Annotated in this window: 24 protein-coding genes; 15 read left to right on the top strand and 9 right to left on the bottom strand. The window is 71.4% G+C overall.

Annotation, left to right across the window (positions count from 1 at the left end; genetic code table 11):
• The first annotated feature begins 89 nt into the window (after window positions 1-89).
• The 6 genes from rsmA (at window position 90) to ACH4S8_RS42910 (ending at window position 9,152) form a co-directional block, all read left to right on the top strand.
• Window positions 90-1,064, top strand: coding sequence for a 16S rRNA (adenine(1518)-N(6)/adenine(1519)-N(6))-dimethyltransferase RsmA (gene rsmA, locus ACH4S8_RS42935; protein WP_398404389.1), 975 nt, complete (start codon window positions 90-92; stop codon window positions 1,062-1,064).
• On the top strand, window positions 1,061-1,963 hold the full coding sequence (locus ACH4S8_RS42930) for a 4-(cytidine 5'-diphospho)-2-C-methyl-D-erythritol kinase (protein ID WP_398404387.1): 903 nt from the start codon (window positions 1,061-1,063) through the stop codon (window positions 1,961-1,963). Before rsmA ends, ACH4S8_RS42930 begins: the two co-directional genes overlap by 4 nt.
• An 82-nt stretch (window positions 1,964-2,045) precedes the next feature.
• On the top strand, window positions 2,046-3,851 hold the full coding sequence (locus ACH4S8_RS42925) for an ABC-F family ATP-binding cassette domain-containing protein (RefSeq protein ID WP_398404385.1): 1,806 nt from the start codon (window positions 2,046-2,048) through the stop codon (window positions 3,849-3,851).
• A gap of 449 nt (window positions 3,852-4,300) precedes the next feature.
• Window positions 4,301-6,199 (top strand): PQQ-binding-like beta-propeller repeat protein, encoded by a 1,899-nt coding sequence (locus ACH4S8_RS42920; protein WP_398404383.1) that lies wholly within the window; start codon window positions 4,301-4,303, stop codon window positions 6,197-6,199.
• Window positions 6,200-6,278: 79 nt separating this feature from the next.
• A complete protein-coding gene (locus tag ACH4S8_RS42915; protein WP_398404381.1) occupies window positions 6,279-8,228 on the top strand; it encodes a PQQ-binding-like beta-propeller repeat protein in 1,950 nt (649 codons plus the stop codon).
• A 216-nt stretch (window positions 8,229-8,444) separates the two neighbouring features.
• The gene (locus tag ACH4S8_RS42910) at window positions 8,445-9,152 is read left to right on the top strand and encodes a LuxR C-terminal-related transcriptional regulator (protein ID WP_398404379.1); all 708 of its coding nucleotides are present in this window, start codon (window positions 8,445-8,447) and stop codon (window positions 9,150-9,152) included.
• 169 nt (window positions 9,153-9,321) lie between these two features.
• Here ACH4S8_RS42910 and ACH4S8_RS42905 read toward each other — a convergent pair whose 3' ends face one another.
• The 4 genes from ACH4S8_RS42905 to ACH4S8_RS42890 all read right to left on the bottom strand — a co-directional run bounded on the left by ACH4S8_RS42905 (window position 9,322) and on the right by ACH4S8_RS42890 (window position 12,706).
• Window positions 9,322-10,218, bottom strand: coding sequence for an NAD(P)-dependent oxidoreductase (locus tag ACH4S8_RS42905; protein WP_398404377.1), 897 nt, complete (start codon window positions 10,216-10,218; stop codon window positions 9,322-9,324).
• A gap of 38 nt (window positions 10,219-10,256) precedes the next feature.
• Window positions 10,257-11,564, bottom strand: coding sequence for an ATP-binding protein (locus tag ACH4S8_RS42900; protein ID WP_398404375.1), 1,308 nt, complete (start codon window positions 11,562-11,564; stop codon window positions 10,257-10,259).
• 77 nt (window positions 11,565-11,641) lie between these two features.
• A complete protein-coding gene (locus ACH4S8_RS42895; protein ID WP_398404373.1) occupies window positions 11,642-11,845 on the bottom strand; it encodes a DUF397 domain-containing protein in 204 nt (67 codons plus the stop codon).
• A gap of 9 nt (window positions 11,846-11,854) precedes the next feature.
• On the bottom strand, window positions 11,855-12,706 hold the full coding sequence (locus ACH4S8_RS42890) for a helix-turn-helix domain-containing protein (RefSeq protein WP_398404371.1): 852 nt from the start codon (window positions 12,704-12,706) through the stop codon (window positions 11,855-11,857).
• Between the two features lie 247 nt (window positions 12,707-12,953).
• Here ACH4S8_RS42890 and ACH4S8_RS42885 point away from each other — a divergent pair, with 247 nt between their 5' ends.
• Genes ACH4S8_RS42885 through ACH4S8_RS42875 form a run of 3 tightly spaced genes read left to right on the top strand, consistent with a single transcriptional unit; the run spans window position 12,954 to window position 13,921 of the window.
• Window positions 12,954-13,355 carry an ATP-binding protein gene (locus tag ACH4S8_RS42885; protein WP_398404369.1) on the top strand — a complete coding sequence of 134 codons (402 nt, stop codon included), beginning with the start codon at window positions 12,954-12,956 and terminating at the stop codon, window positions 13,353-13,355.
• 33 nt (window positions 13,356-13,388) lie between these two features.
• A complete protein-coding gene (locus ACH4S8_RS42880; protein ID WP_398404367.1) occupies window positions 13,389-13,631 on the top strand; it encodes a hypothetical protein in 243 nt (80 codons plus the stop codon).
• Window positions 13,632-13,678: 47 nt separating this feature from the next.
• Window positions 13,679-13,921, top strand: coding sequence for a hypothetical protein (locus ACH4S8_RS42875; RefSeq protein ID WP_398404365.1), 243 nt, complete (start codon window positions 13,679-13,681; stop codon window positions 13,919-13,921).
• 7 nt (window positions 13,922-13,928) lie between these two features.
• Here the strand turns inward: ACH4S8_RS42875 and ACH4S8_RS42870 are convergent, their stop codons facing one another.
• The 3 genes from ACH4S8_RS42870 to ACH4S8_RS42860 all read right to left on the bottom strand — a co-directional run bounded on the left by ACH4S8_RS42870 (window position 13,929) and on the right by ACH4S8_RS42860 (window position 17,453).
• On the bottom strand, window positions 13,929-15,224 hold the full coding sequence (locus tag ACH4S8_RS42870) for a M48 family metallopeptidase (RefSeq protein ID WP_398404363.1): 1,296 nt from the start codon (window positions 15,222-15,224) through the stop codon (window positions 13,929-13,931).
• Between the two features lie 159 nt (window positions 15,225-15,383).
• On the bottom strand, window positions 15,384-15,701 hold the full coding sequence (locus ACH4S8_RS42865; protein WP_398404361.1) for a hypothetical protein: 318 nt from the start codon (window positions 15,699-15,701) through the stop codon (window positions 15,384-15,386).
• Between the two features lie 51 nt (window positions 15,702-15,752).
• Window positions 15,753-17,453: a sodium:solute symporter family protein gene (locus tag ACH4S8_RS42860; protein ID WP_398404359.1), complete on the bottom strand. Its 1,701-nt coding sequence runs from the start codon at window positions 17,451-17,453 to the stop codon at window positions 15,753-15,755.
• A gap of 179 nt (window positions 17,454-17,632) precedes the next feature.
• On the opposite strand from ACH4S8_RS42860, the gene galT reads away from it, so the two are divergent.
• Genes galT through galK form a run of 3 tightly spaced genes read left to right on the top strand, consistent with a single transcriptional unit; the run spans window position 17,633 to window position 20,841 of the window.
• The gene (gene galT, locus ACH4S8_RS42855) at window positions 17,633-18,721 is read left to right on the top strand and encodes a galactose-1-phosphate uridylyltransferase (protein WP_398404357.1); all 1,089 of its coding nucleotides are present in this window, start codon (window positions 17,633-17,635) and stop codon (window positions 18,719-18,721) included.
• Complete coding sequence (gene galE / locus ACH4S8_RS42850; protein WP_398404355.1) at window positions 18,718-19,686, top strand: UDP-glucose 4-epimerase GalE; 969 nt, start codon at window positions 18,718-18,720, stop codon at window positions 19,684-19,686. Before galT ends, galE begins: the two co-directional genes overlap by 4 nt.
• Before the next feature lie 12 nt (window positions 19,687-19,698).
• A complete protein-coding gene (gene galK, locus ACH4S8_RS42845) occupies window positions 19,699-20,841 on the top strand; it encodes a galactokinase (RefSeq protein ID WP_398404353.1) in 1,143 nt (380 codons plus the stop codon).
• A gap of 96 nt (window positions 20,842-20,937) precedes the next feature.
• Here galK and ACH4S8_RS42840 read toward each other — a convergent pair whose 3' ends face one another.
• Window positions 20,938-21,408, bottom strand: coding sequence for a GNAT family N-acetyltransferase (locus ACH4S8_RS42840; protein WP_398404351.1), 471 nt, complete (start codon window positions 21,406-21,408; stop codon window positions 20,938-20,940).
• Between the two features lie 257 nt (window positions 21,409-21,665).
• Between ACH4S8_RS42840 and ACH4S8_RS42835 the strand changes: the two genes are divergently transcribed.
• A complete protein-coding gene (locus ACH4S8_RS42835) occupies window positions 21,666-22,433 on the top strand; it encodes a LuxR C-terminal-related transcriptional regulator (RefSeq protein WP_398404349.1) in 768 nt (255 codons plus the stop codon).
• Here the strand turns inward: ACH4S8_RS42835 and ACH4S8_RS42830 are convergent.
• Window positions 22,392-22,889 carry a MarR family winged helix-turn-helix transcriptional regulator gene (locus tag ACH4S8_RS42830; protein ID WP_261703948.1) on the bottom strand — a complete coding sequence of 166 codons (498 nt, stop codon included), beginning with the start codon at window positions 22,887-22,889 and terminating at the stop codon, window positions 22,392-22,394. The two genes, ACH4S8_RS42835 and ACH4S8_RS42830, sit on opposite strands and share 42 nt — an antisense overlap.
• A 189-nt stretch (window positions 22,890-23,078) precedes the next feature.
• Here ACH4S8_RS42830 and ACH4S8_RS42825 point away from each other — a divergent pair, with 189 nt between their 5' ends.
• Entirely contained in the window at window positions 23,079-23,897 is an 819-nt protein-coding gene (locus tag ACH4S8_RS42825; protein WP_398404346.1) for a trans-aconitate 2-methyltransferase, read from the top strand.
• Window positions 23,897-24,268 (top strand): VOC family protein, encoded by a 372-nt coding sequence (locus tag ACH4S8_RS42820; protein ID WP_398404344.1) that lies wholly within the window; start codon window positions 23,897-23,899, stop codon window positions 24,266-24,268. Before ACH4S8_RS42825 ends, ACH4S8_RS42820 begins: the two co-directional genes overlap by 1 nt.
• Window positions 24,269-24,300: the final 32 nt, after the last annotated feature.

Here is a 24,300-nt window from a genome sequence, read left to right as displayed (position 1 = left end):
GTCACCGCGGGGCCGCGGCTGCGGGGCCGGCACCGCCACCGCGGGCCGCGGCTGCACGGCCGGGGCCGGGCCCCCCGTACCCTTGGCTCGTGACCAGCCCCACCTCCGACGCACTCCTGGGCCCCGCCGAGATCCGCGAACTCGCGGCAGTCCTCGGCGTACGGCCCACCAAGCAGCGCGGCCAGAACTTCGTCATCGACGCGAACACGGTGCGCCGCATCGTGCGGACCGCGGAGGTGCGGCCCGACGACGTGGTCGTGGAGGTGGGTCCCGGCCTCGGCTCGCTGACGCTCGGCCTGCTGGAGACGGCGGACCGGGTCGTCGCCGTCGAGATCGACGACGTCCTCGCGAGCGCGCTCCCCGCGACCGTCGCGGCCCGGATGCCCCAGCGGGCCGACCGGTTCGCGCTGGTGCACTCGGACGCCATGCACGTCCGGGAGCTGCCGGGCCCGCCCCCGACGGCGCTGGTCGCGAACCTGCCGTACAACGTCGCGGTCCCCGTCCTGCTGCACATGCTCGACACCTTCCCGACCATCGAGCGCACCCTCGTGATGGTCCAGGCCGAGGTCGCCGACCGGCTCGCCGCCCCGCCCGGCTCGAAGGTGTACGGCGTGCCGTCCGTGAAGGCGAACTGGTACGCCGAGGTGAAGCGGGCCGGCTCCATCGGCCGCAACGTCTTCTGGCCGGCGCCCAACGTCGACAGCGGTCTCGTGGCGCTCACCCGGCGCCCCGAGCCGATCAGCACGACGGCCACGAAGAGCGAGGTGTTCGCCGCGGTGGACGCCGCCTTCGCGCAGCGCCGCAAGACGCTGCGCGCCGCCCTCGCCGGGTGGGCCGGCTCCGCCCCCGCCGCGGAGGCCGCGCTCGTCGCCGCCGGGATCTCGCCGCAGGCCCGCGGGGAGTCGCTGACGGTGGAGGAGTTCGTCCGGATCGCGGAGAACCGCACGGCGGCGGACCGCGACGGTGCCGGCGGGGGCACGGCCGGGAACGACGCCCCCGGGAACAGCGCCGGCGACGACGCCCACGAGAACACCACCGAGAACGAGGAGTCGACCCAGCCGTGACGGAGACGGTGACGGTACGCGTCCCTGCCAAGGTCAACGTCCAGCTCGCGGTCGGCGGCGCACGCCCCGACGGCTTCCACGACCTGGCCAACGTGTTCCTCGCGGTCGGCCTGTACGACGAGGTGACGGTCACCCCGGCGGACGGTCTGCGCGTCACCTGCGCGGGCCCCGACGCCGCCCAGGTGCCCCTCGACCGCACGAACCTCGCGGCCCGCGCCGCCCTGGAACTCGCCCGCCGGTACGGCATCGAGCCCGCCGTCCATCTCCACATCGCCAAGGACATCCCCGTCGCGGGCGGCATGGCCGGAGGCAGCGCCGACGGCGCCGGCGCGCTGCTCGCCTGCGACACCCTGTGGGGCACGAACGCCTCGCGCGAGGAACTCCTCGACATCTGTGCCGAGCTGGGCAGCGATGTGCCGTTCTCCCTGGTGGGCGGGGCGGCGCTCGGTACCGGCCGGGGCGAGCGGCTGCGCCTGCTGGAGGTCGGCGGGACCTTCCACTGGGTCTTCGCGATGGCCGAGCGCGGGCTGTCGACCCCGGCGGTCTTCCGGGAGTTCGACCGGATGAACGAGGGCGCGGATGTTCCGGAGCCGGTCGCCTCGCAGGAACTGCTCGACGCGCTGGCGAAGGGGGACGCCGACGCCGTCGCGCGCACCGTCTCCAACGACCTCCAGCCCGCGGCCCTCTCCCTCTTCCCGGCCCTCGCCGACACCCTCGCGGCGGGCCGCGCGGCCGGCGCGCTCGCCGCGCTCGTCTCCGGTTCCGGCCCGACCACGGCGTTCCTCGCACCGGACGCGGAGACCGCGCGGACGATCGGCCAGGCGCTCCTCGCCTCGGGCACCTGCCGGACGGTCCGTGTCACACGGTCCCCGGCGCCGGGGGCCACCGTGCTCGGCTGAAGGGGCGCGGAACGCGCGGCGGGGGACGTCCGCCGCGCGGACTACCCTTGAGGGTCGATCGTCCCCCTTGTTCAGGAGAGAAATGGCCGTCAACCTGGTCAATGTCGAGTCCGTCAGCAAGGTGTACGGCACCCGTGCACTGCTCGACGGAGTCTCCCTGGGCGTCAGCGAGGGGGACCGGATCGGTGTCGTCGGCCGCAACGGCGACGGCAAGACCACCCTGATCCGCATGCTCGCCAAGCTGGAGGAGGCCGACACCGGCCGGGTCACCCATTCCGGCGGCCTGAACGTCGGCGTGCTCACCCAGCACGACTCGCTCGACCCCGCGGCCACCGTGCGCCACGAGGTCATCCGGGACATGGCCGACCACGAGTGGGCGGGCAACGCCAAGATCAGGGACGTCCTGACGGGCCTCTTCGGCGGTCTCGACCTGCCCGGCTTCCCGCAGGGCCTCGACACCGTGATCGGCCCGCTCTCCGGTGGCGAGCGCCGCCGCATCGCGCTGGCGAAGCTGCTCATCGACGAGCAGGACCTGATCGTCCTCGACGAGCCCACCAACCACCTGGACGTCGAGGGCATCGCCTGGCTCGCCGGGCACCTGCGCGAGCGCCGCTCCGCCCTGGTCTGCGTGACGCACGACCGGTGGTTCCTCGACCAGGTCTGCACCCGGATGTGGGACGTGCAGAAGGGCGCGGTCTACGAGTACGAGGGCGGCTACTCCGACTACGTGTTCGCCCGCGCCGAGCGTGAGCGCATCGCCGCGACCGAGGAGGTCAAGCGGCAGAACCTGGTCCGCAAGGAGCTGGCCTGGCTGCGGCGCGGCGCTCCCGCCCGTACCTCCAAGCCGCGCTTCCGCGTCGAGGCCGCCAACGAACTGATCGCCGACGTGCCGCCGCCCCGCGACAAGAGCGAGCTGATGCGGTTCGCCAACTCCCGGCTCGGCAGGACCGTCTTCGAGTTGGAGGACGTGACCGTGCAGGCCGGGCCCAAGGTCCTGCTCAAGCACCTGACCTGGCAGCTCGGCCCCGGTGACCGCGTCGGTCTGGTGGGTGTCAACGGCGCGGGCAAGACCTCCCTGCTGCGGGCCCTGGCCGAGGCCGCCCGCACCGAGGGCGAGAAGCAGCCCGCCGCCGGCCGGATCGTCACCGGCAAGACCGTCAAGCTCGCGTACCTCTCCCAGGAGGTCGGCGAGCTCGACCCGAACTGGCGTGTCCTGCAGGCCGTCCAGGCCGTCCGCGACCGTGTCGACCTCGGCAAGGGGCGCGAGATGACCGCGGGGCAGCTGTGCGAGACGTTCGGCTTCAACAAGGAGAAGCAGTGGACGCCGGTCGGGGACCTCAGCGGTGGTGAGCGCCGCCGGCTGCAGATCCTGCGCCTGCTGATGGACGAGCCCAACGTCCTGTTCCTCGACGAGCCGACGAACGACCTCGACATCGAGACCCTCACCCAGCTCGAGGACCTCCTCGACGGCTGGCCCGGCTCCATGATCGTGATCTCCCACGACCGCTTCTTCATCGAGCGCACCACGGACAACGTGTTCGCCCTTCTCGGCGACGGCACCCTGCGGATGCTTCCGCGCGGTATCGACGAGTACCTGGAGCGGCGCAAGAAGATGGAGGAGGTGGCCGCGGCCGCCGTGCTCGCCGCCGCCCCCGCCCCGGTGAAGGCCGCGTCGGCCGCCGACGCCCGCGCCGCGAAGAAGGAACTCCAGAAGATCGAGCGCCAGCTGGACAAGATCTCCGAGAAGGAGACCAAGCTGCACGCCCAGATCGCCGACAACGCCACCGACTTCGGGAAGGTGGCTCAACTCGACGCGGAACTGCGCGGGTTGGCCGGTGAGCGCGAGGACCTGGAAATGCGCTGGCTGGAGCTGGCCGAAGACGCCTGACCGGCGTCCGGCCGACGCATGGCCCGACGCCTGGCCGACGTGTTCACCGACACATGACGCCGAGGGGCAACCGCCCCTCGGCGGACGGGCGGTGCCCTTCGGGGCGCGAAGGTGCCGCGTGCCCGGCGCGTCCGTCGGGCGTACGCGACCCGTACGGAGGGCGTGCAAGTGCCGCCGGGCGCCTGCGAGTTGCCGATCGCGCCCTGTGTGAGGGCGGTCCGACGGTGTCGAACTCGCCCTGCGCGTGCGGCGTGAAGGGCACGTGAAGGCGCGTAACGACGGCATCACAGCCCGGTCCTCCCTTGGGAACAGGGCGCGCACCGGCCCCCTGACCGCGCCCCCCGGAGTGATAGAAAGAGCGGTCTGAGAACAGTCTGAGATCCACCGGACGAGGCGCGAATCCGGCGCCGCCGGTGGGGGGTCACATCAGTGAAGAGGGGGACGCGCTGATGAGTCAGCCGCCGAGTCAGCCGCCGCTGGGCGGATTCGGAGCACCGCAGGACCAGCCGCCGACGGGCGGTGCCGGCGCCTCGCCGGACCCGCGGTCGCAGGGCGGGTTCGGCGCACCCCTGAACGCGCCGGAGAGCGCGCCGCAGGGCACTCCGCAGGACCCGCGTTCGCAGGGCACGCCCCCGAACGCGCCCTCCGCGCCCCAGGGCACGCCCCCTCCTCCCGGGCAGCCGCCCCAGGCGCCCGCGCCCGCCGGACCCCCGCAGCCCGGCTACGGATACCCGCAGCAGCCCGGCCCCTACGCCCAGCCGGGCCCGTACGGACAGCCGCAGCAGCCGGGTCCCTACGGCCAGAGCGGCCCCTACGGATACGGGCAGCAGCCGGGGTACGGCTATCCGCCCCAGGCGCCCTACCCGGGCGCGCCCGGCACCCCGCGGCCCGGCGGTCCCGGCGGGGGCTCGAAGAACCCGTTCAAGGGGAAGCCCGCGCTCGTCGTCGCCGCCGCGGTGGCCGGACTGCTCGTCGTCGGCGGCACCGTCTGGGCCGTCACCGGTGGTGGTGACGACAAGAAGCCCGTCGCGCAGCACAGCCCGAGCGGCAGCCCGTCCGTGTCCGCGCCGGCCTCGGACGCCCCGGCCAACCCCGGTGACGGCAGCGGTGACGGTGGCGAGGACAACGACGACCTGAACGCCGACCGCAAGCCGGGCGAGGCGAAGGTCCTCTGGTACAAGTCGGCGCCCGACGCGCCCGGTTCGGGCGCCGACGCCCCCGGGATGTGGATCACCGGCAAGACGGCGGTGAAGGCCGCGTACAAGCAGCTCTTCGCGTTCAATGTCGGCGACGGCAAGCCGACTTGGCCCGCGCTGGCCTTCCCGCAGAAGATCTGCGCGGTCACCCCGCAGAAGACGGCCGACGACAAGGTCGTCATCGCCTACATGAGCGGTTCCGCCAGCAGCGCGAAGTGCAACCAGCTCCAGCAGATCGACCTGAACACCGGCGCCAAGGGCTGGACCGCGGAGATCGCGGAAGGCGACCTGTTCGACAGCACGCTCACGGTCGAACTGTCCATCACCGGCAAGACGCTGACGGTCGGCCGCTCGATGTCGGGAACGGCGTACGACGTCACCAGCGGCAAGAAACTGTGGGACAAGAAGAAGTACGGCACCGGCTGCTACCCGGCGGGATTCGCGGGCGGCACCAAGCTGCTGGCCGTCTCGTCCTGCGGGGCCGGCAGCAGCACCGAGCACGACGAGGTGCAGGAACTGGACCCGGCCACCGGCAAGGCCCGGTGGACGACGAAGATCCCCAAGGGCTGGCGGGTCGGGCACGCCTACTCCGTGGACCCGGTCGTGCTCTACCTGACCAACGACGCGAAGAAGACGGTGAACATCACCGCGCTGAAGGCCGACGGCACCCTGCGCTCGCAGCTCAAGAGCGACGACGGTCTCGCGCCCGAGTGCGGCTTCGCGATCCTCAACCGCGACCTGACGGGCTGCCTCGGCACCGCCGCCGACGCCGACACGATCTACCTGCCGACCGAGGCCAAGAGCGGCCCCAACGAGATCGTCGCGTTCAACCTCGCGACCGGCAAGGAGAAGTGGCGCGTCAAGTCCCCGGGGGACGCGGCGATGATGCCGCTGAGGACGGACGGCACGAACCTCATCGCCTACGTCGAGCCGTCGTACGACAGCGGCGGCCGCATCGTGTCGATCCCGACGGGCGGCGGCGCGCACACACCCGTGAAGCTGCTCCAGAACCCGGCGGGCACCGCGAACATCGAGTCCGGCTTCTACTCGAAGGCCGTCGACTACGTGGACGGGCGCTTCTACATCTCCACGACCCGGCTGACGGGCAACGACCAGGCGAAGGAGAAGCTGATGCTGGCCTACGGCAAGTGACCGACGCCTCCGCCCCGTTCCGTCGCGCCCCGCACGCGCACAGGCCCGCCGTCCCTTCGCATTCCGAGGTATTCACGTCATGAGTCAGCCGCCCCCGCCGCCGAACGAGCCCCCGAAGGGCTTCGGAGCACCCCAGGACCCCGCTCCGGGCTCCCAGCCGAGCCCGGACGGGGAAGCCCCCGAGTCCGGCGCCCCGCAGACCCCGGCCCCGCAGACCCCGGCCCCGCAGGGCTTCGGTGCTCCGCAGGGCCCGCCGCCGGGCTTCGGTGTCCCGCCGCAGGATTCGGCCCCGGGCGGTTTCGGCCCGCCGACGCCCCCGCCCGCCGCTGCGGGCCCCGGCTACGGCTACCCGCAGACGCCCCCGCCCGCCGCCGGCCCGGGCTACGGCTATCCCCAGACGCCCCCGCCCGCGTCCCCGCAGCAGCCGTACGGCTATCCGCAGACGCCGCCCCCGGGACAGCCGGGCTACGGCTACCCGGGCCAGCCGCAGGCCCCGTACAACCCCGCGGGCCAGCCGATCCCGTACGGCTACCCGCAGCCGCAGACCATGCCGATGCAGCCGCAGGCTCCGCAGCCGGGCGGCGGCCGCAAGCTCAACAGCCAGCTGCTCATCATCGTGGCGGCCGTGGTGGCCGTCGCGCTGATCGTCGGCGGCGGTGTCCTGTACTCGCAGCACTCCAAGAGCGACAAGCCCAGCGCCGGGGGGACGAGCGGCGGCAAGGGCGGTGACGGCAAGGGCGGTGACAAGAAGGGCGGCGGCAAGGAGAAGGCGCCGGTGAACACCGCCTCCTCGCTGCTGTTCCAGCTGCCCGCGCCGGCCGTGCCCAAGGGCGTCACGAGCGTGACCACGGCCGGCTCCTGGCTGACCGACAAGGTGTACGCCAAGACCGGCAACGCCGAGATCAACGGCTACGACCGGGACACCGGCGCCAAGACCTGGACGATCAAGCTCCCCGGCCCGGTGTGCCAGGCCAGCTCGCACAGCACGGACGCCGACCGCTCGGCGATCATCTACGAGCCGGCCATGCCCACCAAGGCGCAGCCCTCGCACGGATGCACCCAGCTCGCCGCGATCGATCTCGACGCGGGCGTGAAGCTGTGGACCCGGACGGTCAAGTCCGGTGACCAGCAGATCAGCCTCGACAACGTGACGATCAGCGGGAACACGGTCGCCACCGGCAGCACGAGCGGCGGCGGCGCGTTCGACATCTCCACCGGCAAGGTGCTGTGGGCGCCGAAGACGGGCGACAGCTGCTACGACGCCGGCTACGGCGGCGGCGCGAAGCTGGTCGCGGTCCGCAAGTGCGGTGAGTACGGCAGCACGCGCCAGCTCCACATCCAGACCATCGACCCGAAGTCCGGCAAGGTGATCTCCGAGTACAAGATGTCGCCCGGCATCGAGTACGCCAGCGTCGTCTCCACCGACCCGCTGGTCGTGGCGGCCGACGTCGGCGACTCCGCCGGTGACGGCAGCGGCATCTCGGACTTCTTCTCCATCGACAACAAGACCGGCAAGCTGCGGGCGAAGATCTCGGCACCGGGCAAGACGTACGCGGCCAAGTGCGACGGCATCAGCAGGATCGAGTACTGCAAGTCGCTCGCCGTCGGCAACGACAAGCTGTACATCCCGACGGAGGAGCACGACGGCTCCGGCGACTACAGCAGGACCAACGAGATCGTCGCCTTCGACCTGGCCACCGGCAAGCAGACCGGCCAGCGCGCGGACGCGGGCGACGGCTACACCATCACCCCGCTGCGCATGGACGGCACCAACGTCCTCGCGTACAAGCGGCCGCCGTACGACAAGGGCGGGCAGATCGTCTCCATCGACGGGACCTCCTTCAAGGAGACGACGCTGATGGAGAACCCGGCGACCCAGTCGACCCGTGACGCGGAGTCGAGCATGCTCCCGGAGTACGCCGAGATCCTCTACGACGACGGCCGGCTGTACATGTCCCAGATCTACGCGGACAAGCCGACGTCCGCGACGGACAAGGCGTACCTGGTGATCGCCTTCGGAACGAAGTGACACCGCGTGCGGCCCCGTCCCTGTTCAGGGACGGGGCCGCACGCGTACCCCGCATCACTCCCTATTGGGTGGGATTTCGATATTCCGGGGCACTTCTCTCCAGTAGGGGAAGCGCAACGTCGAACAAGCGTGTAGCTTCCGGGGGATGGAGAGCCGGGGGGCTCCGAATCCACGGGGAACCAGTGGGGATGCTTGGGGGGACTGGGGGGTTGCCTGATGGGAGTCCGGCTCATGGTGGTCGACGACCACCGACTGCTCGCCGAGGCGTTGGCCTCGGCGCTGAAGCTGCGCGGGCACCGGGTGCTCGCCGCGGCGGCGCCCGCCGCGGGGGCGGCGGAACTGGTGATCACACGGGCACCGGAGGTGTGCCTGATCGGTACGGCGACACCGGCCGAGCCGGGGATCTTCGACCCGGTGGTGCGGATCAAACGGGAGCGCCCGCAGGTGGCGGTCCTGGTGCTCGGCCCGGTACCGAACCCGCGCGGGATCGCCGCCGCGTTCGCCGCCGGCGCCTCCGGCTACGTACGGCATGACGAGCGCATCGAGGGCGTCGAACGCGCGATCATGAAGGCGCGGGCGGGCGAGGCGGCCGTGGCCCCGCAACTGCTCCAGGGCGCCTTCAGCGAGCTGCTCAACCCCGCCGCCCAGCCCGACGACGAGGGGCAGCGGCTGCTCCAGATGCTGACACCCCGTGAGGTGGAGGTCCTGGTGCGGGTCGCCGACGGCGAGGACACCCGGCTCATCGCGGCCGGCATGGGCATCGCCCCGTCCACGGCCCGTACCCACGTCCAGCGGGTCCTGATGAAACTGGGCGTGGGCTCACGCCTCGAAGCGGCGGCACTCGCGGCCCGCACGGGCCTGCTGGACCGCGCGGGCCCGATCCCGGCGCAGGCACGGCACGGCGACACGGACGGCGCCCGCTGAGCCGAAGGGGCGCGGGCCGACAGGTCCCTGGGACTCCGGCTCCGGCTTCCCGGGCCCGCGGCCCACAGGTCCGCGGCCCGACGGGCACGGCCGACGGGCCGACGGCCTCCGGGTTCGCGGGCCGCGGAGTCACGGGTCCACGGGTCCACGGAGTCACGGGTCCACGGGTCTACGAGGAGGGGGGCTTCCCCTCCTCGAAGCTCGCGAAGTACGCGGCGGCCATGTCCTCGTCCCCGTGGCCGAGGGCACCTGCGCGGCCGAAGCGTTCGGCGGCGGCCTCGGCGACATCGAGACGCACGCCGTGCCGCCGTCCCGCCTCCACGATCAGGCGGGCGTCCTTCTCGGCGGTGCCGACGGCGAAGCTGGCCGGGGACAGCCGGTCCTCCAGGACGAGGGCGGCCTTGGCGTGCAGATAGCCCATGTCGAGCGGGCCGTCCGCGATGAGGCCGAAGAAGTCCTGCGGGTCCACGCCGAGGCCCCTGGCCAGGGCGAGCGCCTCGCCGGTCGCGGCGGTCGAGGCGAGGACCCAGCTGTTGGCGACGAGCTTGAGCCGGGTGGCGCTGCCCGCGGCGCCGTCCTCGCCGGTCCACACCGTCCGGGCGCCGACGGCGTCGAAGACGGGCGTGACGGTCTCCCGGGCCGAGCCGGGCCCGGCCGCGAGCACGGTCAGCTGCCCGGCCTCGGCGGGGGCGCGCGTCCCGAGGACGGGCGCGTCGAAGAAGACCAGCCCGTGCGCGCCGGCGAACTCGGCGAGCTCGCCGATCGCCTCGGTCCCGGCCGTCGTGGACTGCACCCAGACGGCCCCGGTCCGCAGCCCGGGTTCCGCCCGGCGCATGACGTCGAGGACGGCGGGGCCGTCGTGGAGCATGGTCAGGACGACGTCGGCGCCCCGCACGGCCTCCTCCGGGGTGTCCACGACGAGCGCGCCGTCGGCGGCCAGCGGCTCGGCCTTGTCCCGGCTGCGGTTCCAGACCCGGACGCCGTGCCCGGCCCGGACGAGGTTACGGGCCATCGCGGCCCCCATGATCCCGGTACCGAGAACGCTGATGGTGAGTTTGTCGGTCATGCCGTCAGCTTCCCCTCTCCCGGCGAGGAGAATCGGCATCACATGCGGACGTGGTGCTCGATGTCTTCCCTGAATTCGGTGAGCGCCTGGGCGGTGAGGGAGGGGCGGGTGTCGGCGATGGCGGTGAGGTAGTCCTCGGTGCCGGCCGGTGCGCCTCGACGGTCGGTGACTTCACGTTCGAAGGCGGTCTGGGAGCCCTTGAGCGCGGCGAACTCGATGTCGGCGGGAGTGAACATCTCACTGGCCGCCACCAGCCGGCGCAGTTCGACCCCGTCGGCGGCGGAGCCGAGATAGCGCCGCCAGATCGCTTCCCTGGCGGATGGGTCGGGGGGACCGACCGGGATGACGTAGTCGAAACGGCCGGGGCGCAGGAACGCCGGATCGAGGGAGCGGACGGAGTTGGTGGCGCAGATCAGCAGGCGGTCGTCGTGATCGCGGAACCCGGGTATCAGCTTGAGCAGTTCGTTGGTGACTCCGTGGCCGGGGTCGACGGCCGCGCCGGACCGTGCGCCGGCGATCTCCTCGACTTCGTCGATGAACAGGAGAACGGTCTCCAGCGCGGCCAGATCGGTGAACGTGTCCCGCAGCGAATTGGCCAGGCTCCCGTCTCCCGCCGCGAGCCGGGACGGGAAGAGCTCCACGAACGGCCACTCCAGGCGGGAGGCGACGGCCCTGGCGAAGCTGGTCTTGCCGGTGCCCGGCGGTCCGAAGAGGATGACCGCCTTCGGCGGCCTCACCCCGTACCGCTCGGCCAGCGCGGGCTCGGCCAGCGGCAGCACGATCCGCCGCTCGATGGCTTGCTTCTCCCGCTCCATCCCCGCGAGGGAACCCCAGAGTCCCTGGGGCTGGACCCGTCCGCCGAGCTCCGCGAGGAGACCGGCGTCGCTCGCGCCGAGATGCTCGACCTTCTCGTAGAAGACCAGACCCTCGCGGGTCCGGTAGCCGGAGTTCTCCAAGGCCGCGGAGCCGGTGGCTTGCGGGGCGAGCAGCGCGCAGATCCGGCGGATCCCCTGCTCGCGCAGCCGCCGTTCGAGCTCGGCGATCAGGGCGCTCCCGATCCCGCGGCTGCGCCAGTTCCCCGCGAGCGCCACGAGCGTGATCCAGGCCCGGTCGCCCTGGGCCTGCGCCACGGCCATGCCCACCAGGGCGTCGCCGACGACCGCGACCACCGCGGGCCCGCCGGTCCGGGCCGTGGCCATGACCTCGGACACGGGGAACACGGGAGGAGCATCGTCCGGGTGCCGGTCCTGGTCCCAGATCTGGATGGCACGGTCGAGATCGTCGTCGCGGAAGTCCCGCAGTCGCCACGTCGGCATCATCGCCACCTCGTAGTCCGCTTTTCTCATTCTCCGCGGAGATCGGATACGAGGCGACCGGACGGCCCGGTCGAGGCCGGAGGCGTGATCAGCCTTGACTCCGCCGCTCAGACCGCAGGTGCGTCGAGTCCACCGGACTTGATGTGGTGGAGGAGTTGGGCGAGGGCGCCGGGGGCGGTCGAGAGATGGGTCGCGGGGGCGTCGCTCTCACGGAGGTGGGCGGTGCCGGGGGTGGTGGCGAGTTCGAGGCAGTCGTTGCCTTCACCGCCGCCGGAGAAGGAGGACTTCTGCCAGTTGGCGGGGTCGGTCATGGCGTCGCCTCACAGTTCCTTTGCCAGATTCCGGATGAAGTCGCGCGAGCGCCCGGGGCTCAGTGACGATTCCTCAACCCTACGGAAGAGTGTTCGGAAGTGAGCCAGTTGGGCGTCGGAATCGAGGAACCCGGTGCCGTGTGGTGCGTCGCGTACGACGGTGTCCAAACGGGGCACGGGACCTCCGAGATGGCCCATCGCGCTCCCGGCGCCCGCGAAGCCGTCCACATCGAAGGGGATGACTCGAACGGTGATGTGCTCCGATTCGGAATGCTCCAGGATGCGTTCCAACTGGGCTCGTGAGACCGGGCGGTCGCCTACGCGGATCCGCAGCGCGGCCTCATGGATCACGGCTTCGTAGCTGATCGGGTCAGGTCGTTCGATGACCACACGACGCTGCATCCGGTGGCTCACCCGGGCGTCGACCTCGCTCCGGGGAAGCTCGGGTGCCATGTACGAGAAGAGGGCACGCGCGTAGTCCTCCGTCTGCAGAAGCCCGGGAACATGGATGACGGCCACATCGTGGCGGAACACCGCGTGGTGGTCGAGCTCGGACAGGTCGAGAAAGGAGGTGGGCAGTACACCTCGGTACTCCTCCCACCAGCCCCTTGTCCGGTCCGCTGCCATCCCGACTAGTGAGTCGATCAACTCCCCGTCCGAACAAGCGCAGTGAGCCGCCAGCCTGCGCAGGCGTTCTTCGCTGATACCTGAGCTGCCCGCTTCGATCTGGCTCATGTGGGTCGAGCTGGAGCCGAGCAGCCCAGCCACCTCCCGCGCGGACTTCCCCGCGGCTTCCCGCAGTCGGCGCAGTTCGGTGCCCAGGCGTACCTGCCGTGCCGTGGGCTGGTTCCGCATCGTCATCCAGTGCCGCCTCCTCAATGACCCTGAAAACGGGTGAGGTTGACCTCCCCGTTCGGGTGTCAGATTACGCAGTCTCCTTGCGGGGGTAGGAATTCCTACCCTACCGTCGGTGACGCGACGCACACGCTGCGGAACCTCGGGGTACCCGGAAGCGCACCACTCCGTCCTGCCACGGCGGCTGTGACACTGCCACCGCCCATGTCCCCAGCGGACTCCCGACTCCCCACACCTGAACCGGAGTTCAGCGATGCCCCCGACCGAACCCTGGACCTACTCCCTGCACATCCCCCACGACACCCGCGCCGTCACCGTCTGCCGTCGAACCGTCCGCCTGATCCTGACCCTGCACGGCCTGATCCGCCTCGCGGACGTCGCCGAGCTGCTGGCGGCGGAGCTGGTCTCCAACGCCGTACGGCATACGAAGGGACCGGCGGCCCTGCGGCTGCGCTGGAGGGACGGGGTGCTGCGGATCGGCGCGTGGGACGCGAGCCCGGTGCCGCCGCCGCACGACCTGCCGGTCACCTCCGACGCGGAAGCGGGCCGGGGTCTGGTCCTGGTCCGCGCCTGCGCCGACGACTGGGGCTGGCATCCACTGCGCCAGGGCGGCGACACCGGCAAGTACGTCTGGTGCGACCTGTCCGCCGCTTAGCTCGTTGATCACGCCAGATCGAAAGGAGGTCCGATGGTCAGCTTGTCGCACGAGGCGATGCATCACTTCGGCCAGAAGGACACGGCTGGGCTGATCCGCAACTTCCAGAGGTTGTTCCATGTGCCGTTCCCGGAACCGTGCGGCTTCACGGTGGTCAACACGGACTTGACCGAGATCGAGCCGGTCGAGCGACGTGTGGACAGCCTGGTGCGGGTGCACACCGAGAGCGGCGACTTCCTGAACCGGCGGGCGCGGCTCTGCCGGCGCAGCTTGTGACGTCCGGCCTGGTGGGTTCCCGGGCGAAGGAGATTCGGAGGGACCTGATGGCTCCGGTGAACTACTTCTTCCAGAATCCGGTCGCGGACCAGCTGAGGGATGAAGGGCGTGTCGAGGATCGCATCGAGATGATCCTGAGGATCCTGGAGTTGCGTGGCATCGAGGTGTCCGAGTCCACCCGGCTCCGCGTGCAGGCGTGTTCCGACCTGGAGCAGCTCAAGGTCTGGTCGGAGCGGGCCGTCCACGTGATCGACCCGGCCGACCTGTTCGCTCCCGAACGGCACCAGTAGTGCCTGGTCAGTAGCCGTCCCGGATGATCTGCCGGGCCACCTTCGTGCGTGCGGCGGCCAGTTCCCCGGCGATCCGGTGCTCCCGTTCGGTGTCGGCCGTGACGGCCGGGGGCGCGGGCTCGCCGATCAGCAGGCAGGCGTGGCGCAGATGGGTCGGCGGGTGGGAGTCGTCGACGCTGTGGCCTCTCAGGACACCGGCCCGGCGCTGACGGTCGCGCTCGTGTTCCGGCACGGACGCCAGGTCCGCGGCGAGACGCTCCCACAACCCGTCCGTCAGGTCGGCGGACGCCCCTCCGCGGCGCGGGCCGTTCAGGGCGGCGAGGTTGACCTCGCGGCCCAGCGTCACGGCGGCCGAGTCCGCGATCAGCAGATGGTCCATGAGTTCCAGCGCGGCCTCGGTGGAACCGGCGCGGGCGGCGACGCGGTCGGCGAGGTACTCGGCCCGCTGGGAGGCGCGGAGGGTCAGCCGGTCCAGGACCGCCAGGACGCCGCGGACGAGCAGCCGGGGCAGCACGTAGAGCAGGTTGAGGAGGAGCGTGAGCGCTCCGGTGTCGTCGAGCGGGTCGTGGTCGACCGGCTCGAAGTAGTAGTGCCAGGTGGTCAGCGAACGGTAGGCGGCCCCGACGACCAGACCGTGGCGGGTGTCCCCGTTGACGTAGTGGCCCATCTCGTGGCCCAGCAGCGCGATCCGCTGCTGGGGCGTGAGGACCTCCCACAGCGGCAGCCCCAGCGTGAGGAGCCGGCGCCCCCGTACGCCGTAACTCCGGACACTCGCGTTGATCCCGTCGTCGACGGCGATCGCGTCGACACCGCGGGTACCGGCCACGCGGGCGATCTCGTCGACGAGCGCGAAGAGTTCGGGCGCGTCGGCGCGGCGCAGGACGGGCGTGTTCTCCGGCAGCCGGGCGAACCGGGGCCGCAGCGACCACCCCAGGGCGAGGAGGAAGGCGCCGGGGACCATTCCCCAGCCGCCCCATCCCCGGACGAGGAGCCAGACGCCGCCCGCGGTCACGGCCAGGGTCAGGGCGTGGACGACGAGCGCGAGCGCGACGGCGAGGACGGCCGAGGAGTCGCGCCGGGCACGCAGGTCCCCGCCGGCGCTCAGCTCCGCCAGCAGCCGCTCACCGTGCCGCCGCGCCTGGGCGCGCCGGGCCCTGGCGAGCCGTCCGTGCTTCTCCTCCGGCCGTTCCGGATCGACGTTCCAGTCGCACGCGGCGCACCACGTGGTGAACCGGGCGTCCGTACGGATCTCGGCCCCGCACTCCGGGCATGGCTGAACTGTTTCCGCTGCGGCGGTGTGCATCGCTGACTCTCCCCTGCCCCACGGCCCCTCCCCAGAGGCCGCCCTGTACATGCCAGCAAAGTTGATCACGGAGTGAAGAGGAGGTAAAGAACCTGGTGCGGATGTACGTCGTACGCCGGGGCCGAGGCTCCGTGGGAACCCCGGCCCCGGACGCGGGTGTCAGGCCGCCGGCGGAGGCTGTTCCCCGGCCGGAGTCTCCGGCAGCGGGGGCGGCAGGGGCCGCAGCCACAGCCAGGCCAGGAAGAACAGGCCGAGGGCGAGCATGCCGAGGCCGGTCCAGAGGTTGATGTTGACGCCGCCCGCCTTGGCGAGGTCGGCGTCGGAGGCGTTGATGCCGGCGACGGTGACGATGACCCCGTAGATCACGAACAGTCCGCCGATGATGCGGCGGATGTCGAACAGCCGGGCCGCGGTCGCGGACTGCTTCTCGAGCTCCGAGACCTCGCGCTGGGCGTCGTCTTCCGAATAGTCGGACATGGTTTCTTGATTCTCCCTCGTCGGAGTGGGCCAGGACTCGTCGAAGCGAGGTCAGAACGAGAACGGGATGTAGCAGGCGGCCGCCAGGATCATCGCGCCCCAGCCCAGCAGGGCGGGCCTGCGGTACCAGGCGTCGTCACCGGCGGCGGGAGGCTCGGCCATGCCCGGGGACACCGTGCCGTAGACCAGGCCCTCCAACTCCCGCGCGGGCTTGGGGGCGGTGAAGAGCGAGACCCCGACCATCACCACGCCGCCGGCCACGAAGGCGACGATCGCGGAGACGAAGTTGGCGCCCTGGTCGGAGGGGAAGCCGATGATGCCCCGCTTGTAGAAGACGAAGTAGTTCACCATCGCGGCCGTCGTACCGGCCAGCAGGCCCCAGAAACCGGACTTCACGGACGCCCGCTTCCAGAACATGCCGACGATGAAGACCGCGAACATCGGCACGTTGAAGAAGGAGAACAGCGTCTGGAGGTAGCTCATGATGTTGGAGAAGGACGAGGCCAGGAAGGCCGTGCCGATCGACGCCAGGACGCCGACCACCGTGATGAGCCGGCCGAAGCGGACGTAGTAGCCGTCCTCGCGGCCCCTGACCACGTACTTCGCCCAGATGTCGGTCGTGAAGACCGTGTTGAAGGACGACACGTTGGCGGCCATGCCCGCCATGAACGCGGCCAGCAGACCGGTCACCGCGATGCCGAGGACGCCGTTCGGCAGCAGTTCCTGCATCAGGTACGGGATCGCGTCGTTGTACTGCAGGCCCGAGCCGCTCGTGCCGATCCTCGGGACCAGGACGGCCGCCACCAGGCCCGGGATCATCACCAGGAAGACGATGAAGATCTTCGGGTAGGCCGCGATCAGCGGGGTGCGCTGGGCGGCGGAGAGGTTCTTGGCCGACAGCGCGCGCTGCACCTCGGCGAAGTTCGTCGTCCAGTAGCCGAAGGACAGTACGAAGCCGAGACCGAGCACGATGGTCAGCCAGTTGGCGCCGAGCGGGTTGGCGCTGCCGATGCCCGTGCCGCCCCAGGCCGTCGTGAAGTCGGCGCCGTGGGTCTTGTCGAGGGAGTCGGTCAGACCGTCCCAGCCGCCGACCCGGTGCAGGCCGAGCGCGGCGATCGGGATCAGGGCCGCCAGGATCACGAAGAACTGGAGCACCTCGTTGTAGATCGCGGAGGAGAGTCCGCCGAGGGTGATGTAGGCGAGGACGAAGAACCCGGCGACCACGATCGCCACCCACTGCGGCCAGCCGAGCAGTGCCTCGACCACGATCGCGAGCGAGTAGAGGTTGACGCCCGCGATGAGGACGGCGGCGAAGGCGAACAGGACCGAACTCAGCAGGTGCGCCCATTTGTCGAAGCGCAGCAGCAGGAACTCGGGCACGGAGCGGACCTTGGAGCCGTAGTAGAACGGCATCATCACCAGGCCCAGGAAGACCATCGCCGGGATGGCTCCGATCCAGTACCAGTGCACGGTGTAGACGCCGTACTGGGCGCTGTTGGCGGCCATGCCGAGGATCTCGGTGGCGCCCAGGTTGGCCGAGATGAAGGCCAGGCCGGTGATCCAGGCGGGCAGTGAGCGCCCGGACAGGAAGAAGTCGAGGCTGGTCCTCACCGAGCGCCGGGCGGCGAAGCCGATGCCCAGGACGACCGCGAAGTAGATGCCGAGGATTGTGTAGTCGAGTGCGTTCGTGGGGAGTCGCAGCTCGGCGGCGAGCAGGGCGCCCGGTTGGGGCGGATGTGTGGGGGACTGCATCAGAACTCGCTCCGTCGCTTGAACCTGTCGAACCGGAATCTATTCCTCCGAATTCGGTGGACATGTCCTCCCGGTGGTGACCTTTGTTTGATTGTGACGTTGACTGCGGTGGTGGCTTGTGGTTTGTTGTGTTCGGTTATGTTTGAAGGTTTGATCGGGTGTTGATGGGGAGTCCGACTGTGAAGAAGACCTCGACCCGGCTCGCCGACGGTCGTGAGCTCATCTACTACGACGCGGGCGACGACCAGGTGCGCGACGCGGTGGACCGGCGCCCGCTCGACCCCACCGTCACCACCTCCGAGGTGCGCCGCGACCCGCTGCTCGGCGACTCGGTCGCGATCGCCTCGCACCGCCAGGGGCGCATCTACCACCCGCCGGCCGACGAGTGCCCGCTGTGCCCGTCCTCGGGCGGCCGGCTGAGCGAGATCCCCGACTCCTCGTACGACGTCGTGGTGTTCGAGAACCGCTTCCCCTCGCTGGCCGGCGACTCCGGCCGCTGCGAGGTCGTCTGCTTCACCTCCGACCACGACGCCTCCTTCGCGGACCTGACGGAGGCGCAGGCGGCCCTCGTCCTGGAGGCGTGGACGGACCGCACCGCCGAACTCTCGCATCTGCCCTCCGTCCAGCAGGTCTTCTGTTTCGAGAACCGTGGCGCCGAGATCGGTGTGACGCTCGGTCACCCGCACGGGCAGATCTACGGCTACCCCTTCACCACCCCGCGTACCGCACTGATGCTGCGTTCGCTCGCCGCGCACAAGGAGGCGACCGGTGGGGCGAATCTGTTCGACGAGGTCCTCGCGCGGGAGACCGCGGACGGATCGCGCGTCGTCCTGGAGAGCGAGCACTGGGTGGCCTTCGTCCCGTACGCGGCCCACTGGCCCTACGAGGTCCACCTCTATCCGCGCCGCCGGGTGCCCGACCTGCTCGGCCTCGACGAGGACGCGCGCACAGAATTCCCCCAGGTCTATCTGGAACTCTTGAGGCGCTTCGACCGGATCTTCGACGAAGGGAACGACGGGAAGGACGGGGCCGGCGAGCCGCCGACGCCGTACATCGCGGCCTGGCACCAGGCTCCCTTCGGCCCGCTGGAGGAGTTCGAGGGCGTCAACCGCGACGACTTCGCGCTCCACCTCGAGCTTTTCACCATTCGCCGCACTTCCGGCAAGCTGAAGTTCCTCGCGGGTTCCGAGTCCGGCATGAACGTGTTCATCAACGACGTGCCGCCGGAGACCGCGGCTCAGCGACTGCGAGAGGTAGCGAGTTCATGAGTGGGAAGTACCTGGTCACGGGTGGAGCCGGCTATGTGGGCAGCGTGGTCGCGCGCCACCTGATCGAGGCCGGCCACGAGGTCACCGTCCTCGACAACCTCTCCACGGGCTTTCGCGAGGGCGTCCCCGCCGGTGCCGCGTTCGTCGAGGGCGACATCCGCGACGCCGCCAAGTGGCTGGACCCCTCGTACGACGCCGTCCTGCACTTCGCCGCGTTCTCGCAGGTCGGCGAGTCCGTGGTGAAGCCCGAGAAGTACTGGGACAACAACGTCGGCGGCACCATGGCCCTGCTCGCCGCGATGCGCGACGCCGGAGTGCGCACACTGGTCTTCTCCTCGACCGCCGCGACGTACGGCGAACCCGAGACCACCCCGATCACGGAGTCCGCGCCGACCCGGCCCACCAACCCCTACGGCGCCTCCAAGCTCGCCGTCGACCACATGATCACCGGCGAGGCGGCGGCGCACGGCCTCGGCGCCGTCTCCCTGCGCTACTTCAACGTGGCCGGCGCCTACGGCGAGAGCGGCGAGCGGCACGACCCCGAGTCGCACCTCATCCCGCTGGTCCTCCAGGTCGCGCAGGGCCGCCGCGACGCCATCTCCGTCTACGGCGACGACTACCCGACGCCCGACGGCACCTGCATCCGCGACTACATCCACGTCGCGGACCTCGCCGAGGCGCACCTGCTGGCCCTTTCGGCCGCGGCCCCCGGCGAGCACCTGATCTGCAACCTCGGCAACGGCAACGGCTTCTCCGTCCGCGAGGTCATCGAGACGGTGCGCCAGGTGACCGGACACCCGATCCCCGAGGTCGCGGCACCGCGCCGCGCCGGGGACCCGGCGGTCCTGGTCGCCTCGGCCGGGACCGCCCGGGAGCGGCTCGGCTGGAACCCGTCCCGCGCGGATCTCGCGGGGATCGTCGCGGACGCGTGGGAGTTCGCACAGAACAACACGGCGAAGGGGTAGCAGGTGGAGCAGGTGGGGGTACGTGAGGGCTTCGAGGAGCTGTACGGTGCCGCGCCCGAGGGTGTCTGGGCGGCGCCCGGCCGGGTCAACCTGATCGGCGAGTACACGGACTTCAACGAGGGGTTCGTGATGCCGCTCGCGCTGCCGCACACGGCGGTCGCGGCGGTGTCCCGCCGGTCCGACGGGGTGCTGCGGCTGCACTCGGCGGACATCGAAGGGCCGGTCGTCGAACTGCGCGTCGACGAACTGACGCCCCGGTCGGACAGCGGCTGGGCCGCCTATCCGGCAGGGGTGGTGTGGGCGCTGCGCGAGGCCGGCCACGCCGTCGGCGGCGCGGACATCCATCTGGCCTCCACGGTCCCCACCGGCGCCGGGCTGTCCTCCTCGGCGGCCCTGGAGGTCGTCACCGCCCTGGCCCTCGACGAGCTGTACGGACTCGGGCTCACCCGGCCCGAGCTGGCACGGCTCGCCCAGCGCGCCGAGAACGACTTCGTCGGCGTGCCCTGCGGGGTCATGGACCAGACGGCGTCGGCGTGCTGCACCGAGGGTCACGCCCTGCACCTGGACTGCCGCGACCTGTCCATCCGCCAGGTCCCCTTCGACCTCGCCTCCCAGGGGCTCGAACTCCTCGTCGTCGACACCCGGGTGAAGCACGCGCTCGGCGACGGGGCGTACGCCGAGCGGCGCGCGGGCTGCGAGGAGGGGGCGCGGCAGCTGGGCGTGTCCCATCTGCGTGATGTCGCGTACGAGGAGCTCGACGCCGCCCTCGCCCGTCTCTCCGACGAGCGGGTGCGGCGTTACGTCCGCCACGTCGTCTCCGACGACCACCGGGTGGACCGGGTCATCTCCCTGCTCGACGCGGGGGACGTCCGGGCGATCGGGCCGGTCCTGACGGACGGCCACGCCTCGCTGCGCGACGATCTGCAGATCTCCTGCGCCGAGCTGGATCTCGCGGTCTCGGCGGCGAACGCGGCGGGGGCCCTCGGGGCGCGGATGACGGGGGGCGGGTTCGGGGGGTCCGCCGTCGTGCTGCTCGAAGCGGCCGACGTCGACGGTGTCACCAAGGCTGTGGTGGAGGCCTTCGCCGAGGCGGGCTTCACCGCTCCGCGGGTGTTCCCGGCGGTGCCTTCGGCCGGGGCCCGGCGGATCGGCTGAACCCCGGGTTTTCGCCCCCTCCGCCCCTACCCTTCCCGTACCCGGGGGCTCCGCCCCCGGACCCCCGCTCCTCGAACGCCGGAGGGGCTGAAGATTTCAGTCGCCGGAGGGGCTGGGATTCCACCGTTTCGTCAGCGTGTACTCCGTGATCCCCGGGGGATAGTCGGGGATCACGGAGACCACCTCGTAGCCCTGTTTGCGGTAGAAGTCCGGGGCCTGGAAGTCCCAGGTCTCCACGCGGGCGGCGGCGCAGCCTCGCCCGGCGGCGGTCTGTTCGGCCTCGGCCAGGATCCGGGTGCCCAGGCCCGCGCCCCGGTGGCGTTCGTCGACCCACAGGTAGGTGACGTGCAGCCAGGTCGTCCAGGTGTGCCCCGCCAGGCCGCCGGCCAGGGTGCCGTCCTCGTCCAAGGCCCAGACGTGGAGCGGCAGTTCGCGTTCGGCCGGGGTTCCGCGCAGGGCGCGCAGCACCGGGGACGCCGCTGTGTTCGTGTCCAGCAGCCGCCTGCGGAGCAGATCCCGACGCTCCTTGTCGTCTCCTGTCTCGATACGAAACATACGGCTCACCATAAACGCGCTGGCCAATCAGTTCTGCAAATTGCCTTCCGCTCCCCGCCCCCGGCCGTACTCTGATGAGCAGTGCCGGTGGGGGCCGGTGCTGATCAGGGGGCGAGACAGTCGGGTACGACGCCCGAAGTGGGGGTAGCACTTCCAGCACGGCGGCGGCCGTGCGGCGGCGGCACCTCGTTTTCCGGGGCCGCAAGCGGGCCCGGGACCACCTCGGGCGCCGTACCCGTACGGATCGTCCCCCGACAGTGGGGGTTTCTGTGGTTCGCATCCGAGTACTGGTCGTCGACGACCATCGCATCTTCGCCGAGTCGCTCGCCGCCGCGCTCGCGGCCGAGCCCGACGTCGACGTGTCCGCCGCCGGCAGCGGTCCGGCCGCGCTGCGCTGCCTCGAACGCGCGGCGGCCGAGGGCCGCCGCTTCGACGTGCTCCTCGTCGACGCCGACCTGGGCGGCAACCTGCCCGGCATGCGTCACGCGGTGCCCGTCCAGGAGAGCAACGAGGACGGCCTGGTCGACGGCATATCGCTGGTCGCCGGAGTGCGTTCCGGGCAGCCGGGCGTACGGACCGTCGTCCTGGCCGAGAAGGACGACCCGCGCCGTGCCGCGCTCGCCCTGCAGGCGGGGGCCTCGGGGTGGGTCGCCAAGGACTGCTCGCTGTCGCGGCTGCTCACCGTCATACGGGGTGTGCTGCGCGACGAGACCCATCTGCCGCCCGCCCTGCTCACCGGCGTGCTCCGGGAACTCACCGCCGCGCGCAAGCACCGTACCGAGAGCGAGCGGCTCGTCGAGTCGCTGACGCCCCGGGAGCGCGAGGTGCTGCGGTGCATGGTCGCCGGGCTCGGGCGCAAGGCGGTGGCGGAGCGGCTGTTCCTGTCGCCGCACACCGTCCGCACGCATATGCAGAACGTTCTCGGCAAGCTCGGTGTGCACTCCACCCTCGCCGCCGTGGCGCTGGCCCGGCGCGCGGGTGTCGGGCCCGTCGACCTAACCGGGGATGTTGTCGAACGGGGCGGTCAACTGGCGTAGCAGCCCGGCCAGTTCTCCGCGCTGTGCCCGGCTCAGTTCGGCGAGGATCGCCCGCTCCTGGTCGAGCAGCCCGGCCAGTGCCTGGTCGGCGCGGTCGCATCCCTCGTCCGTGAGGCGGACGAGCACGCCCCTGCGGTCGCTCGGGTCCGGGAGGCGTTCCACCAGACCCTTCTTGGTCAGACGGTCGATGCGGTTCGTCATCGTGCCCGAGGTGACGAGCGTCTGCGTCAGCAGCTGTCCGGGGGAGAGCTGATACGGGGATCCCGCGCGCCGCAGCGCCGTCAGGACGTCGAACTCCCAGGGCTCCAGGCTGTGCTCGGCGAAAGCGAGCCGGCGCGCACGGTCCAGGTGCCGGGCCAGCCTGCTCACCCGGCTGAGCACCTCGAGCGGTTCCACGTCGAGGTCCGGGCGCTCCCGGCGCCACGCAGCGACCAGCCGATCGACCTCGTCCTCCATGGCGATCAGTGTAGTGGTTGTGTCGACATGAAGTCTCTTGATGTGGAGCGTCTTGAAGGTGAGCTTCTTGAGGGCGAGTCTCTTGACGTCGAGATAGTTTTCCTGTGAGGCTGGAGACCCGAACGGTCCGGTCGCCGCCGCCCCTTCCGCGGTCCGCGACCCTCGCGTCGACTTCCGAGGAGGCCACCCATGACCGCCGCCCCCACCCCCACCTGGGACCCGGGCCAGTACCTGCGCCACTCCGGGCACCGGGCCCGTCCCTTCGCCGACCTCCTCGCCCGGGTCGGCGACCTCCCCGGCGACCCCGCCCGCATCGCCGACCTCGGCTGCGGCCCCGGCAACGTCACCGTCCGGCTCGCCGTCCGCTGGCCCACCGCGTACATCACCGGCTACGACAACTCCGCCGCCATGCTGGCCCGCACAGAGGAGCACGCCGGCCCCACGGCCGGCGGCGGACGGCTCGACTTCGCCCACGCCGACCTCACCGACTGGGCGCCCGCCGAGACGTACGACCTGATCACCTCGAACGCCGCGCTCCAGTGGGTGCCGGGGCACCTGGACTCGCTCCCCGGCTGGCTCGACGCCCTCGCGCCCGGCGGCACCCTCGCCTTCCAGGTGCCGCACAACACCGACGCCCCGCTGCACGTCCTCCTGCGCGAACTCGCCTCCTCCCCGCGCTGGAAGGGTCTCCTCGGCGACACCCTCCGCCCCGCCGACTCGGTCCACGACCCGCTCGTCTACCTGGACCGCCTGGAGGGAGCCGGCTGCCGTACGGACGTCTGGGAGACCACGTACATGCAGCTGCTGACCGGAGAGGACCCCGTGCTCGACTGGGCGAAGGGGACCGCGCTGCGGCCCGTGCTGACCGCCCTCGCGGACGACCCCGAGGCCACCGGCGCCTTCGTCACCGCCTACCGGGACCTGCTGCGCGAGGCCTACCCCGCCCGGCCGTACGGCACGGTGCTGCCGTTTCGCCGGCTGTTCGCCGTGGCCCGGAAGGAGGCCTGATGCTCACCGCGCTCGACCATGTCCAGCTCGCCGCCCCGCCGGGCTCCGAGGACCGCCTGCGCGCCTACTACGCCGACACCCTCGGCATGACCGAGACGCCCAAGCCGCCCGTCCTCGCCGGGCGCGGAGGCTGCTGGTTCCAGGCGGGAGCCGTCCACCTGCACCTCGGGATCGAGGCCTCCTTCCGTCCCGCGAAGAAGGCCCACCCCGGACTGCGCGTCACCGGCATCGACGCCCTGGCCGCCCGGATCGCCGCCACCGGCGCCCCCGTCACCTGGGACGAGGACCTGCCCGGCCACCGGCGCTTCTTCTCCGAGGACCCCGTCGGCAACCGCCTCGAATTCCTGGAGCCGGACCCGGCGCCGAGCTGAACCGCTCCCGGCGCGGGGCCGAGGTGCCTTTG

Source organism: Streptomyces sp. NPDC021080 (genome assembly GCF_044333225.1).
Lineage (GTDB): Bacteria > Actinomycetota > Actinomycetes > Streptomycetales > Streptomycetaceae > Streptomyces.
This window is presented reverse-complemented; position numbering and strand designations above follow the sequence as displayed.